General features: G+C 53.2%; 12 protein-coding genes. 6 read left to right on the top strand and 6 right to left on the bottom strand.

Going from position 1 to position 14,044, the window contains the following annotated elements; all coding sequences use genetic code 11:
* Positions 1-347: 347 nt before the first annotated feature.
* Positions 348-1,406 carry an N-acetyl-gamma-glutamyl-phosphate reductase gene (gene argC / locus POG22_RS04385; RefSeq protein WP_063716441.1) on the top strand — a complete coding sequence of 353 codons (1,059 nt, stop codon included), beginning with the start codon at positions 348-350 and terminating at the stop codon, positions 1,404-1,406.
* A gap of 73 nt (positions 1,407-1,479) precedes the next feature.
* On the opposite strand, the gene POG22_RS04380 is transcribed toward argC, so the two are convergent.
* Positions 1,480-1,950 (bottom strand): J domain-containing protein, encoded by a 471-nt coding sequence (locus POG22_RS04380; RefSeq protein WP_498903832.1) that lies wholly within the window; start codon positions 1,948-1,950, stop codon positions 1,480-1,482.
* 207 nt (positions 1,951-2,157) lie between these two features.
* Between POG22_RS04380 and POG22_RS04375 the strand changes: the two genes are divergently transcribed.
* The 4 genes from POG22_RS04375 (at position 2,158) to POG22_RS04360 (ending at position 7,596) form a co-directional block, all read left to right on the top strand.
* Positions 2,158-3,033 carry a tetratricopeptide repeat protein gene (locus POG22_RS04375; RefSeq protein WP_498903830.1) on the top strand — a complete coding sequence of 292 codons (876 nt, stop codon included), beginning with the start codon at positions 2,158-2,160 and terminating at the stop codon, positions 3,031-3,033.
* 149 nt (positions 3,034-3,182) lie between these two features.
* Positions 3,183-4,091 carry an Hpt domain-containing protein gene (locus POG22_RS04370; RefSeq protein WP_063716442.1) on the top strand — a complete coding sequence of 303 codons (909 nt, stop codon included), beginning with the start codon at positions 3,183-3,185 and terminating at the stop codon, positions 4,089-4,091.
* 103 nt (positions 4,092-4,194) lie between these two features.
* On the top strand, positions 4,195-6,033 hold the full coding sequence (locus POG22_RS04365; protein ID WP_063716443.1) for a trypsin-like serine protease: 1,839 nt from the start codon (positions 4,195-4,197) through the stop codon (positions 6,031-6,033).
* A 114-nt stretch (positions 6,034-6,147) separates the two neighbouring features.
* Entirely contained in the window at positions 6,148-7,596 is a 1,449-nt protein-coding gene (locus POG22_RS04360; protein WP_063716444.1) for a trypsin-like serine protease, read from the top strand.
* A 161-nt stretch (positions 7,597-7,757) separates the two neighbouring features.
* Here the strand turns inward: POG22_RS04360 and phoU are convergent, their stop codons facing one another.
* The 5 genes from phoU to POG22_RS04335 form a co-directional block, all read right to left on the bottom strand.
* On the bottom strand, positions 7,758-8,426 hold the full coding sequence (gene phoU, locus POG22_RS04355) for a phosphate signaling complex protein PhoU (protein WP_063716445.1): 669 nt from the start codon (positions 8,424-8,426) through the stop codon (positions 7,758-7,760).
* Between the two features lie 141 nt (positions 8,427-8,567).
* Entirely contained in the window at positions 8,568-9,857 is a 1,290-nt protein-coding gene (locus POG22_RS04350; protein ID WP_063716446.1) for a sensor histidine kinase, read from the bottom strand.
* Between the two features lie 38 nt (positions 9,858-9,895).
* On the bottom strand, positions 9,896-10,648 hold the full coding sequence (locus POG22_RS04345) for a response regulator transcription factor (RefSeq protein ID WP_017662734.1): 753 nt from the start codon (positions 10,646-10,648) through the stop codon (positions 9,896-9,898).
* Positions 10,649-10,893: 245 nt separating this feature from the next.
* Positions 10,894-11,619: a DsbA family protein gene (locus POG22_RS04340; protein WP_063716447.1), complete on the bottom strand. Its 726-nt coding sequence runs from the start codon at positions 11,617-11,619 to the stop codon at positions 10,894-10,896.
* Between the two features lie 197 nt (positions 11,620-11,816).
* Positions 11,817-12,209, bottom strand: coding sequence for a Trm112 family protein (locus tag POG22_RS04335; protein WP_063716448.1), 393 nt, complete (start codon positions 12,207-12,209; stop codon positions 11,817-11,819).
* A 521-nt stretch (positions 12,210-12,730) separates the two neighbouring features.
* On the opposite strand from POG22_RS04335, the gene POG22_RS04330 reads away from it, so the two are divergent.
* Positions 12,731-13,342, top strand: a complete 612-nt coding sequence (locus POG22_RS04330; RefSeq protein WP_063716449.1) for a hypothetical protein — start codon at positions 12,731-12,733, stop codon at positions 13,340-13,342.
* The last annotated feature ends 702 nt before the right edge of the window (positions 13,343-14,044 follow it).

The following is a 14,044-nucleotide window of genomic DNA, read 5'->3' as shown; positions in this document are numbered from 1 at the left end:
GAAGGGGAGAGGGGGAGAAACTGTTACCTGTTAACTGTCTTCACTGGCGACTGGTGACTGGCGACTGGTGACTGTCTTCACTGTTCGCGGCTCACGGTAGAAGGTGCGTGACGAGCTGGCCGGTTGAGGCAGATACTTCTCCTGTCTTTAGGTCACGCACCCTTGTATGTTGGCGGTGTACATTGGCGGTGCGTGACAATTTATTGGTCTCACGATCGACACCCGATTTTTCAAGTCACGCACCCTACTGTGTTCGCTGTTCCCCGTTCCCTGTAAAAGTTGCGCTCGACTAACGCTAGACTATCTCTATCTCAAGCATATCGTGACGAATTGATGGGAGAAACATAATGGGAGATTTCGAGCGCGTACCCGTTGGCATCGTTGGGGCGTCCGGCTACGGCGGCGTACAACTGGTACGTTTGTTACTCGACCACCCGCACGTCGAACTGGTGTACCTGGGCGGACAAAGTAGTGCAGGGAAATCCTTTTCCGATCTGTATCCCCACCTCGAGCATCGGGTCGATTTGACGGTCGAACCTGTTGACGTCGATACGATCGCCCGTCGTTGTCGCGTGGTGTTTTTGTCTCTCCCGAACGGTCTAGCCTGGAAAATGACACCGGCGTTATTGGAAAAAGGCTGTCAAGTTCTGGATTTATCGGCAGATTATCGATTTTTCAATCTCGAGACCTATCGGGCTTGGTACGGGGGCGATCGCACGGATGGTGAGGTGGCGTCGTTAGCGGTGTACGGTTTGCCGGAATTGTATCGCGATCGCGTGCGCGAAGCCCAACTCGTCGGTTGTCCCGGTTGTTATCCGACGGCGAGTTTGTTGGCGATCGCACCACTTCTCAAACAGGGGTTGATCGTTCCCGAAACCTTAGTCATCGACGCCAAATCGGGAACCTCTGGCGGAGGGAGACAGGCGAAAACCCATTTATTGTTAGCCGAAGCCGATAGTTCGATCGCTGCTTACGGGGTAGCCCGACACCGCCATACACCGGAAATCGAGCAAATTTGCAGCGAACTCGCCGGTCACGAAATTCTCGTACAGTTTACGCCGCACCTCGTCCCGATGGTACGGGGGATTCTCTCGACCGTGTACGCCACTTTACGCGATCCCGGTCTCGTCCGCGAAGATATCGCCACGATTTACAACGCGTTTTACCGAGCGTCGCCTTGGGTCAAAGTGTTGCCAGCGGGAGTTTTCCCACAAACCAAATGGGCTTGTGGCTCGAACCTCAACTATATTGGCATCGAGGTCGATCAGCGTACCGGCCGCGTCATCGTCCTGTCGGCGATCGATAACTTACTGAAAGGTCAAGCCGGACAAGCCGTTCAATGTATGAATTTGATGTTAGACATCGAGGAAACTACGGGACTGCCGACGTTGGGCTTTTACCCGTAAGATGAGGCAAGAATTGACAATTGACAATTGATAACGGGGAACGCTCTCCCCCTCTCCCCTTCTTCCCCTCGAATTATCCCGTCATTCCCTCGGAATTCGATCGCCACAACTCCTTGAGGGCTTCATAGGCTTGACGGACGCGGATGAACTCTCGTTCGTTACCGCCAGGAACGTCGGGATGGGTTTCGCGGGCGCGGCGGCGATAGGCACGGTTGAGGTCGTCTTCTGTAAACGGATAGGCCAGTTGCAGGATCTCGAGATGGGGACGAACGGCGAGAAATTCGCGATCGCTCTCCATTTCTTCCATCTCGAAAATTGGCATTTCGTACCAATTTTTAAACTCGGTTTTTTCCTGATTTTTCGTGTAAAGTTCGCGCTCGAAATCTTTCGTCGCCTGTTGCAAAAACTTCCACAGCACGAATGGAAACAACACGAACAACACGACAATAAGCGGAATTGCCGATGAAGGGTCGATAAGGGCGACGACTAACACTAAAATCGGCAACACTTGTAAAATTAAAATAATAGACGATCGATCTTTCATCGCCTCCGGTCGCTTTAGCGAAGTTTGCGATCGCACCTCGCCTTTAACCTTTAGTCTAGTGGAGGTTTCCGAAATCGGCCGAGCTTGGGCGAGGTTGGGTAGAATATCAGTCGTCGGTGACGGTCGTTGTTGGCTGTTACCCTCGGCGATCGCGCGTCGCTGTTTCGGTCAATTTTCAAGTTCGAGTAGAGTTCGAGGCAAACTATCGTGTCTAAAAAGCGTTCTGGCTGGATTACCCGCATCATGTTGTCAGTCGGGCTTTTGGCCTTTCTTGGGTTTTCGCTGTTTCCGCTGCTGAGCGGCGTTCTCGAAGCCCGTCAAACCAGCCAAACTCCGACGCCTTCTCCGACCTCGGCCGCAAACGCCGTATCGGAGGACGATCTTAGCGCCCAGGCGCGGGGATACGAGCTGGTATTGCAGCGCGAGCCGGACAACGAAACAGCGTTACGGGGCTTGATCGACGTGCGACGCCAGCAGGGAGACATCGAAGGGGCGATCGAACCGCTCGAGCGCCTGGCCGAGCTGAATCCCGACGAACCTCGCTATACAATTTTACTGGCACAAACGAAGCAGTATCTCGGCGATCTCGAAGGGGCGGCCGAAACCTACCGCAACCTATTGACGCGTGAACCGGGGAGCATTCAAGCTCTGCAAGGTTTGGTAGACTTGCTCCTCCAAGAAGGCCGACCTGAAGCCGCCGTCGGTGTCATTGAAGAAACGCTACAACTGGCTCCTCAAGCAAATCAAGATGGAGCCGACAGTATCGACGTGGTGTCCGTGCAACTGTTACTCGGTCAAGTGTACGCCTATCAAGGTCGCACCGAAGACGCTCTCAACGTCTACGAAAACTTGATTCAAGAGCATTCTGACGATTTCCGTCCGCTGGTTGGTAAAGCATTACTTCTCGAACAATCGGGGAAAGTAGACGAAGCAAAAGCGACCCTCAACACAGCCTTGAGCGTCGCCCCAGCTCAACATAAGGATCGGATTCAAATTTTAATCGACCAACTGAACGAACCTGCACCGGAACCCGCACCGGAAGCGTCTTCGGAAGAATCCTCGGAACCGAGCGAGGAAGAGTGATGGGGAGATGGTGAGATGAGGAGATGGGGAGAAACTGTTACCTGAAAACTGTCTTCACTGGTGACTGGTGACTGGCGACTGGCGACTGTCTCCACTGTTCGCGGTTCGCGGTTCACTGTTCGCTGTTCGCTGTAAAAGGGAGTTCAACTGTGGCATCTGAAGAAATTGTCCGCTTCTTTATTGAGGAAGGGAAAGAACATCTCAATACCTTAGAAAACGGGTTGCTCGACCTTCAAGCAACGGTCAAAGATCCCGAACAGGTTAACGAGTTGTTTCGAGCGGCACACTCGGTTAAGGGTGGGGCTGCGATGTTGGGATACAGCAGTATTCAGAAGGTCGCGCACCGTCTCGAGGATTACTTTAAAATTTTGCGGGACAACCCCGTCAATGTCGATCGCCACCTCGAAAGTTTGTTTCTCAAAGGAATGGACGCGCTGCGGGAGTTGCTGGAACTGCTGCAAGGGCCGTTTGGATTGCGTGCTGAAGATGCCGAACGGACGTTAGCAGAAGTCGAACCCGTGTTCGCGCAACTGCAAGACCACCTTAACCACCTCGTTGAAGGGGGTGGTGCGGCGACGGTAGCTGACTCGACGGTAACGGATATCGAGATTCCTTCGGATTTTGCCGAACAGGTTATCGAGATTCTGCGCCAGATGTTGCAGGTGTTCAAAAAAGCTGAAAGTGCTGAAACGCGGCAAAAACTCTCGTCGTTTTGCCAACATTTGCAGGAAATTGGAGAAGCGTCGGAGGGTTGGACGAGTGTAGTCGAGGCGGTCGATCGCGCGATCGCCAACGTTCACAATCCCTATCGCATTTTGGCACCAGTGGCGATCGTCGAACTGCGTCGAGGGGCCGAACGCCTGAGTGACGACCCCGAGGCAGATATCGCTCCGAGTGCGAGTTTGAACCATTTGGCAGACATGGAATCGGGAGCTTGGACAGACTACATTCTCGTTCGCAACGAGCCGAAAGCGGCGTTTCAGTCGCTGACGCAGGTGATGGAAAAGCCTAAATTGTTAAAACTTGCCAAATTGCTTTACAAAGCCTCTCAGTCTTGATTAAGGTGAGCCTAACCTCATTTTTACGCGGCGATCGAAACACGATACGGGCGATCGACGTCGTGTCGTGAGGAATACGTTTGAAAATTGGGGTAATCACCAGATGAGTGAGTTGACTGCTCGACGCCCTCGGATCGCTGTACCGACCAGCAACGCTGACGATCCGACTTATGTTGTCGAACCGGGCAACGGTTTCGACGGTGTGGTGGAAATCACCGACGCGGAGGGCGGAACTTGTACGGGAACGCTCTTAACGACGGGACGCCACATCTTGACGGCAGCCCACTGCTTCAATACAGAAGACGGCGCCGCCAATCTCGATCCCGATACGGGTAACTATACGGTCGCGTTCGATTTACCGGACGGACGCGTGACGCTCGATGTTTCTCGTATTTTCGTGCATCCCGCGTGGACTGCCGATCTGGCCTCGAATAACGATATCGCTATTATCGAACTGGCGGAAACTGCCCCCAACGATGCCGATCGCTACGATATTTATACGGCAACGGACGAAGTGTCTCAAGTTGGCGTTAAAGTCGGGTACGGCGGTAAAGGAACGGGAACGGAGGGACAGTTGAGCCTCGATCCCGACATCGATCCCGACGACATCGGCGACGATTCGGGTATCAAACGCAGCGGACAAAACCGCTACGATGCGTTGACCGACATTCTCAATTCGGTTCTCGGGGAACCGTTCGAGACGGAAATCCTCTCGGAAACGCAACTGGCTTACGATTTCGACAATGGGACAGAGGCAAACGATTTCTTCGGAACCTACTTCGACATCGCCGATACGGGACTCGGAGCGCAAGAAGTCAATTCGACTCGAGGAGATTCTGGCGGACCGACGTTTATTGATGGGAAAATCGCTGGGATTACGTCCTACGGTCTCAGTCCCATCGATTCCAACGAAGACGGACAACTTCTGTTTTCGGGATTGTCGGGCGAGGCGAATACGGACGTGAGTTTTATTTCGGGGGAAGTTCTCGAAATCGATACGGTGGGCGAAATTGCTCGGGCGTTCGTGCAGGCGACGAATTCGTCGTTTGGGGAGTTTGCTTCGGACACGCGGGTTTCGGCGTATGCAGACTACATCGCCCAAACCCTCGCTGAAGCTCAAAGCGGCGACGATTCGATTTTGGGAACGACTCGCGACGATACTCTCAACGGAAACGCTGGCAACGATACGATTGAAGGTCTCGAAGGGGACGACATTCTTGCAGGCGGCCAGGGCGACGATATCGTCTCGGGTGGCGAGGGTCTCGATACGCTGTTGGGTAATCTTGGAAACGACGAGTTGTCGGGTGGTGAGGAAAACGACGTGGTATTTGGAAACGCCGGAAACGACGAGTTGTTTGGAGATGCTGGCGACGACGAGTTGTTTGGCGGTGAAGGCGCAGACTCCATTTTTGGCGGTGTCGGGAGCGATACGGCTTTCGGTGGAGACGGCGACGACCTTATCGACGGCGGCGAAGATGACGATCTCGTTGTTGGGGATCTCGGAAACGACGAGATTACCTTAGCTGACGGGGACGATACGGCCTTCGGCGGTCAGGGGGACGACGTTCTCAACGGCGATGCTGGGGACGATCGCATTTTTGGCGGCCAAGGAAACGATACGATCGTCGGCGGTGAGGGGAACGATACTCTCACGGGCGATCTCGGTCGGGACGTGCTGACTGGCGGCGACGGTGAAGATGTTTTCGTTCTGTCTCTGGATGCGGCGGTGACGGATATTAACGAGGCCGACATCATTGAAGATTTTTCCTTCGATGACGATCGCATCGGCTTGACGGACGGATTGGAAAATACGGACGTGGTTCTCGAAAACGCTACCCTCGGCGATCGCGGTGGGGTCGTGGTGAAGGTTATCGCCACGGACGCGATTCTCGGTTTCGTCGCCGATATCGATACGATTCCCTTTGTTTCGGTTGAGGGCTAGTCGGAACAAAACTATCAGTTTGTCCTTCAAGTACAATTGTCGAGGCGATCGCGCTGGTACGATCGCCTCTCTCGCCTGTTTGCCCGACGTCTAGTTTTTCCCACTAAACTCGCTATGTTGGACGCTACTTCAAGCGGCGATCGCCGTCCGCGCATTTCGGTTCCCGTCGACGATCCCGATGCTCCTGAGTACATCGTTCCGTCTGAGGAGTGGACGGGGGTTGTGGGTTTTGGTACGCAGGGGGAAATTTCCTGTACTGGGGCGTTGTACCTGACGGGTCGCCACGTCATCACCGCCGCTCACTGTTTCGATATCAACGAGACGACGCCGAATCTCAACCCCACTCCAGAAGACTATCGCGTCTTTTTCGACCTTCCCGGCGGCCGGGTGTCGGCGGAAGTTGCAAATATTTTCGTTCATCCGCAATGGTCGGCCGATTCTGCCTCGAACAACGATATTGCGATTATCGAGTTAGCTCAAAGCGCTCCGGAAACCGCCGATCGCTACGATGTGTATACGGGAACGGACGAAATCGGCCAGGTTTTCCAGCGAGTGGGCTACGGAGATAAAGCGACGGGAAACGAGGGAGAGTTCGAGGATACGTCTAACGGTGTCAAACGCACGGGGAAAAACGCTTACGAGGCGTTTGGCGAGATTTTTAACGATCCTGGAGGTAACGCGATCGCCCTGCCGGGGACGCAACTGGCTTACGATTTCGATAACGGCAACCCGGAAAACGATGCGTTCGGGGTGGAATTCGGTCTCTCCAATTTGGGATTGGGTCTCGAGGAGGTGGGAACGAGTCCCGGCGATTCGGGCGGTCCGTCGTTTATTGGGACTCGCATCGCGGGAGTCGCTTCTTATGGTTTGAGTCCGACGACTCCTGGGGTAGATGTGACGGAGAAAAACGATACCAGTTTCGGCGAGTTTTTCGGCGATACGCGGGTGTCGGCGTATTTGAGTTGGATTGGAACGACGATCGCCGCCTCGAACGCGGGGGACGATTTGATGACGGGGACGGACAACAACGACACGCTGGCCGCTAACGGCGGTGACGATACGCTCGAGGGTCGCGGGGCGGACGACATTCTCCTCGGCGGTCAGGGAAACGACGTGCTGACGGGAGAGACGGGCAACGATGCGATCGCGGGTAATATCGGTCAGGACGGCCTCGAAGGGAACGACGGCGACGACACGCTCCTCGGCGGACAGGACGACGATACGCTTGTGGGGGGGTTGGGTAACGACGTGCTGATCGGCGATTTCGGTCAGGACGTGCTGACCGGCGGCGAGGGGGAAGATATCTTTACGTTTCGTAAGGCAGCGGCGGTTGAAGACCCGACTCTGGTGGATATCGTGACGGATTTTCAGGTGGGGAGCGATCGCGTGGCGTTAACTCAGGGTCTAACGGAAGGGGATTTGACTCTGATTCCGTTCAATCTCAACGGGGGCGGCGTGATGCTGCGCGAGACGGGAGCGATCGAGTACCTCGGTTTCGTTCGTAACGTAACGGTTGAGGAGTTGCGAGGCAGTTTTGTGGCCGATGAGTTTGGGTTCAGTTAAGCTTATTGACTAAAAAATCAAGAGTATAGCCGAGTGAAACCATATGGTTTCACTTCTATTATTGCGCCGACGCCCCGATTTGTCAATCCTTCCCATCGGGCGCGACAAAACTTAACAATACCCGCGAGCGAGTCGAGGGTGATGAGGTTGGCGATCGCCTTTCAACCGCGTTGTCCGGTTACGATATAGGTGACGCGTTGACCGATGTTGGTGGCGTGGTCGGCCATGCGTTCGAGATGGCGGATGGCGAGGGTCACGAGAAGGATGGGTTCGAGGATACCGGGATAGTTGCGTTGGTACGCCAGTCGTTGGTAAAGGCGATCGTAGGCGTCGTCTACCGTAGTATCTTTCTGTTTCATCTGACTTCCCGCCTCGGGATCGAGTTCGACGAGGGCTTTTAAGCTCATGGCCAGCATGGCTTGGGTTTCCCGAGACATCCGTTCGATTTCCGCCATGCAGTCGAGAGGCGGGTAAGGAAACAGCTTCACCGCGATTTCGGCCAGGTCTTTGGCGTAGTCGCCGATGCGTTCGAGGTCGCGAACCAGCTGCATGAACGCGCCTAGAACCCGACAGTCTTGGGCGACGGGGGCTTGGAGCGTCAGCAACATGATACTGTCCGATTCGATCTGTCGGTAGAAGCGATCGATCTGCTTGTCGAGTTTGACCAGGCGTTGGGCGGCCGCCAAATCGCGATCGAACAGGGCGCAATGGCTCAAACGACAGGCTTGTTCGACCAAAGCCCCCATTCGCAAAACGTCTTGTCGGAGGCGCTTGAGTTCTCGCTGGAAGTGTTGGCGGCTGGAGTTAAATTTGGAGGAGGAAAAGTTCACCCGAGATTGTACTACGCCGAACGATGCTAGTGTGACTTCTCCATTGTGTGTCAAGTTTTTAGATTTAGCATATTTCGTGCAAAATTTTTACTAACGATCGCCTATTTTTAGCAAACTTTTAGAAACCCGTTAACCTACTCTTCACAATTCTGAAGGTTCGGCTCGAGGAAGCGACACCTGTAACCAAGCCCCCCCGGTTTCGGGGTGGTTTTTAGCCGCGATCGCCCCCCCGTGGGCGAGAACGATTTGCTTGACGATGGCTAATCCCAAGCCGCTTCCGCTGCTCGTGACGGGTAAGGTTTCAGCGTTGTTGGTGGGGGTCGTTCGTCCCCGTCCGAGATCGCCGCGATAGAGGCGATCGAAGATATGGGGTAAGTCTTCCGGGTCGAATCCAGAACCGGAATCGATGGTGTGAACCCGCACGCGATCGTCCCCGATGATTTCGGCTTCGACACGAACGACGCTGTCTTGGCGACTGTAGCGCACGGCGTTGTCGAGGAGGTTGAGAAACACCCGGTACAGCCGAGATTCGTCTCCTTCGACGTACAGGGCTTCGGGTTCGCGATAACTCAAGCGTACCTGCTTTCGACCGGCCAGGGGTTCGAGGGTTCGCCACACCGACTCGATTAACGGCTGCAATGCAATCGGTTCGGTATGGAGCGATCGATTAGCTTCGAGATGGGTGAGTTCCAACCAATCCTGAACCAGTTGAATCAACCGTTTCGTTTCGGGAAGCAGTCGTTCGACCCAGGATTTCATCGGCGGTTCGAGGCGATCGACGAGCGTTTCGACCACCAGTTGAATCGAGGTGAGGGGCGTCCGCAGTTCGTGGGCTAAATCCGACATCCACCGGTTGCGCGACTGCATCGATTCGACGATGGGTTGGCGGTTTTCGATAAAAACTCCCACCTGTCCGTCGATGGGTGGGAGACTATAGGCGCGTAACGTTTGCCCTCGTTGGTTGTCGATTTCGTCGGCGTCGAAGGAAGGGGCGTAAAACAGCCATTCGATTTGAAGGGGGAAGTTATCGGTACGGGTTCGTTCGATGAGTCGGTCGAGTTCGTAGGAGCGGACGACTTCCAACAACACGCGCTCGCTTTGAGGAGACCACTGCTGGATTTTCAGAAGCGATCGCGCTTGGGGATTGCACCGAACCAGATGGTTTTCAGCATCGACTTGCAGGTATCCCCAGGGGGCTTGTTGCAACATATGCTGCAACAGGGTGAGATCGGCGGCGAGTTCCTCTTGACGCTGGCTCATTTGAGTCAACGCCAAGCGCATCTGAGACGCCGGTGCCAAACGAACGGACGAGACATCCGGCGAGAGATCTCGAAGCACGCGAGTCCACTGCCGATGTCGCACCGCCAAGTGCCACAGACCGATTCCGAATCCGACTGCCAATCCTAAGATAAATGCAACGACCGCCGACATAGGCTAGAAGAGTGCGAGTAGAGAGAAAATATATCTCTTCACCCTAACCGATAGCCGAATCCTCGCACAGTAATAATGTATTTAGGATTGCTGGGATCTTCTTCGAGTTTTTCGCGCAACCAGCGAATGTGAACGTCTACGGTTTTGCTGTCGCCGACGAAATCGAATCCCCACACGCGATCGAGCAGTTGTTCGCGCGACCACACGCGGCGAGGCGATTTCATAAACAGTTCGAGTAGGCGAAATTCTTTGGGAGCGAGACTGACTTCTTCGCCGCGCACTAACACGCGACATTGTTGGGGATAGAGCAGGAGTTCGCCGAACTGCAACACGGTCGGCTGTGCGGCAAATCCAAAACGATGACGACGAAGCAACGCGCGACAGCGAGCGATGAGTTCTCTCATGCTGAAGGGTTTGGTGAGGTAGTCGTCTGCGCCGACTTCCAACCCCAGGACGCGATCGGTTTCGCTGCCCTTGGCACTGAGAATTAAAATCGGAACGGGATTTCCTTGCTGTCGTAACAACCGACACAGATCGAGACCGTTCACTTGCGGTAGCATCAGATCTAATAAGATTAAATCGAACGGAAACTCGCCAGGTTGTAGTTGCGGGTCGTGGAGAAACGTTAAGGCCATTTGGCCGTCCGTTGCAGTTTTGACCTGATATCCCTCATCTTCGAGCGCGAGGGAGACCATATCTCGGATGAGGTCTTCGTCCTCGACCACGAGAATGCGGTTAGATTGACCGATCTCGGGCTGAGCGCGGTTCGTTCTTGACTCGAGGGAAAGCATAACTCGGTAAGCTAGATGTTAAGACCCACCTTATTCATATATCACTTTGGCTCGTCCGAACATCTCTTGACAAATAAATTAAAATATGCGCGACGAATAAAATCTGTTAAAACTTGTAAAGCGAGACAGACAAAATAAGGCGATTTTCTCGATAATCTCGATAAACGGTGAGAAAATCGCCTTTGTTAAGATTCGCTTAAAAAAACGAATGTTTAGCGAAAAATGACGATCTGCCGACTCGTGGTTTATTGACGGGCGGCAGTGACGCGCTCGAGAACCGCCTCGAATTCTGCCAGTTCCACGGCTCCCGAGAGTCCTTCGCCGTTGATGAAGAAAGCAGGGGTTCCGTTGAGGCCGAGTTCGTCGGCCAGTTCCAGGTCTGCCTGAACGGCTTGTAAGGATTCGTCGCTGTTGCGATCGCGATCGAACTGTTCGAGGTCGAGACCCAAATCCGTGGCAATTTCGACGTACAAGTCATCTCCGAGACGGTCTTGATTTTCAAACAGGGCGTCGTAATACGCCCAGAACTGCCCCTGTTGCTGGGCTGCCCAAGCCGCCTGTGCCGCTGGAAGTGCTTGAGGGTGAATGCTGACTAGGGGGAGGTGTTTGTACACGAGCGTCACGCGATCGCCGTTTTTTTCCATAAATGCTTTGACGGTGTCGTGGGCTTTGGCACAAAACGGACATTGAAAATCCGAGAACTCTACCATCACGATTTCTCGGGATTCAGCGCCTTTGACGGGAGAATCGCCGATAACTGAGGCCGGATCGGAGGCCATTTCCGCAACGACGGCGCGACGGGCTTCTTGTGCCGTTTCCTGCTGTTGCTGCTGGTAGGCTTGAACTGATTCGAGAATCACTTCCGGGTTGTTACGGATAATTTGCAGCACTTGGGCTTCCAAATCTTCTGACGCGGCGTCGTTCGACTGCGCGGGAGACGAGCAACTACTGAGAGCGATACAGACTAGCATTGCGCCGACGAGACCGATCGATGCTTTGGGCGATCGCCGTACTGTCAAAAAAGGGGTTGCGTTCATAAAAAATCCCTAAAAATCCCTTGAAACTCAAAAATCTCTTGAAATTGCGATCGATGCCGCGATGGCTCGATTCAGTTCCCTCCAATCCTAGCGAAATCGTGCCGGAGGGCGATCGCGATCGGGGAGAACCGTTAAGATTTCGATTCGTCGATCGCTTTAGTCGAAACGTCGATCGCCTGTACGTCAATGGTTCCCGGCGGCGCACTGCGTTTGAACTGTTTGTCTTCGATCTCTAGCATCTCGCCACAACTGGGACATTGCAACCGTTCCTGTTGTTCGAGGGCGACCAGCTCAAAATTACACACCGGACAGCGATCGCGCACCAAACTGCGCCCCACCCACCAGCGCACGCCGAAGACCGCTGCAATACCCAACAACGGCAACAGCGCCAAGATCAGAAATATCGACTTCACCAACCATCCCAACCCCACAGCACTGAGCAAAAAGATAACCAGTAAAACGCTCAACCAGAAGCTCAGACCCGATAGTTGCAGTTGGGTGATGTTGGGATCGTTGGAATTCACGACAGTATCCTTTTCAAACTCAATGCTCGATATTACTTCAATATTAGCAATGCGAGGAACGGGGAGCGGGGAACAGTCACCAGTCACCAGTCACCAGTCACCAGTGAAGACAGGGAGCGGGGAGCGGGGAACAGATACTGTGTTAGCCCCAGGATGTCAAGAGATAGGAAGTAATCGTTTGGGGTCGAAGGGTTGCCCGGACTTAAGAACGCCGTAAACGACCCGAATCATACCGAATCCGCACACCATAGCCCCTTTTAATGCGATCGCCCAAAATCGATTTGGACTCCCTGCTGTTGCAGCCATTGACTCAGTTGCGAGAAACCTTCTGGGTTGTTGTCGAACTGGCTAGATTTAGCTTTAGGGGTTTGACCTCCTTTGAGCAGAGTGCGTGTTTATCAGTGTAGAGTGCAGAGGGCAGAGTGTAGAGTGGGAATTTCTTTTTAACTCTTCACTCTTAACTCTTCCCTGAAAGAGGCGCACCGCCCCCCAAGTTTAAATTTTTCTGAGGGAAATGTTTGATGAATATCAAAGGTTCGATTCTCAAATTTCCGGTGTTGGTGTTGGCGGGATTGGTGATGGGAAATCCCGCGATCGCACAGGTTGAAACTCCACGTTTGACGCCAGAAGCGTGCGATCGCTTTGAGGTGGGGATGACGCAAGCGGACTTCGACGAACTCCTCGAGGAGTTGGAAATCGACGCGGAACGACAACCCGTCGCCACGGGAAACAGTCAAGTTCAGTGGGTTGATGAGGAAACGGGAGCGGTTTTAATCGTTACGTTGCGGGAAGAGGTGGTGTCTGGGGTGTCTTGTTTCGGCGTGTCGCCGCAGGTGGAAGCAACTGCTGGATACACCCATCAACTCTGTTCTCAGGTGGAGATGGGAATGACGTTGCTAGAAGTGCGTCAAGCCTTGGGTTCGCCGGGTGAGATAGTCGATACGGGAGACGGGCGATCGTTGGGGTTGTTGTGGCGTTGGGAAGATCCCAATACCAACGAAGTGGCGATTTTGTCCTTTAGCAGCTTCGATGTGTTGGTGGGAAGTACCTGTATGGTGGAAACGCCGGAATCGGAAACGCCTGAGAGGGAAGGCGACAGCGAAGAGGCGGAAGCGACGAGCGTTCAGAATTAGGGTTGAGAAGGAAATGCTGTGAGAAACCCGGTTTCTTGAGGAAGCCGGGTTTTTTAGTGCAATCCTTGAGTTTTTGCGTCTCCGGTTGGGGTTGTGCGGATGGGGTGCGATCGGTTTGTCGTGTTTGTGGGACAAGTACGGAGATGAGGGCGATCGTCCCGCGAGAAATACGGAGGCGAGGCTGGTGTGTACTGGCGAAAAGTGCGTGTGTAGGTCAGTAGGTGGCTCGAGAGACTGAGGCAAAATTAGATAGATTTACGGACGTTTTGAGCGTTCTGGATGGTTTTACATAAGTTTATATAAAGTTTCTATAAAGCTTTTCGCGCATAATTTATTACGTATTTATACGTAAATTAATTTAGATTTTATACAAAAAATAAGAAAAAACACGCAAAAGCAGCGATCGGCTTATTTTTTTAAGATTCCTTAAAAACAAGACTTGAAGAGGTTTTTAGGCGAATTAGGATCGATCTTGAAGCAAATCTATATTTTACAAAAATATACATGAACAAAATAATGTACATTATTTTTGCAAAATCTGGGTCTTCGGAGTTTGAGGTGATAATAGAAAACAAATATAGGCGGATCTAAAGATGAACTTTTTTGTAGAAGACTTAATCAACTTACCCAAAGTAAGAGTGAGAAGCGTGGTCAGGGAACGCGAAGCAATATTTTTGCAGCTAGGCTTTAGAGAAGAGGAAG

It is taken from the genome of Geitlerinema sp. CS-897, assembly GCF_028368005.1.
GTDB lineage: Bacteria > Cyanobacteriota > Cyanobacteriia > Cyanobacteriales > Geitlerinemataceae > Baaleninema > Baaleninema simplex.
This window is presented reverse-complemented; position numbering and strand designations above follow the sequence as displayed.

Coding starts and splice junctions, on each gene's coding strand:
- argC (WP_063716441.1), top strand. CDS start 348: ATGGGAGATTTCGAGCGCGTACCCGTTGGCATCGTTGGGGCGTCCGGC.
- POG22_RS04380 (WP_498903832.1), bottom strand. CDS start 1,950: ATGAAAGATCGATCGTCTATTATTTTAATTTTACAAGTGTTGCCGATT.
- POG22_RS04365 (WP_063716443.1), top strand. CDS start 4,195: ATGAGTGAGTTGACTGCTCGACGCCCTCGGATCGCTGTACCGACCAGC.
- POG22_RS04360 (WP_063716444.1), top strand. CDS start 6,148: ATGTTGGACGCTACTTCAAGCGGCGATCGCCGTCCGCGCATTTCGGTT.
- POG22_RS04350 (WP_063716446.1), bottom strand. CDS start 9,857: ATGTCGGCGGTCGTTGCATTTATCTTAGGATTGGCAGTCGGATTCGGA.
- POG22_RS04345 (WP_017662734.1), bottom strand. CDS start 10,648: ATGCTTTCCCTCGAGTCAAGAACGAACCGCGCTCAGCCCGAGATCGGT.
- POG22_RS04340 (WP_063716447.1), bottom strand. CDS start 11,619: ATGCTAGTCTGTATCGCTCTCAGTAGTTGCTCGTCTCCCGCGCAGTCG.
- POG22_RS04330 (WP_063716449.1), top strand. CDS start 12,731: ATGAATATCAAAGGTTCGATTCTCAAATTTCCGGTGTTGGTGTTGGCG.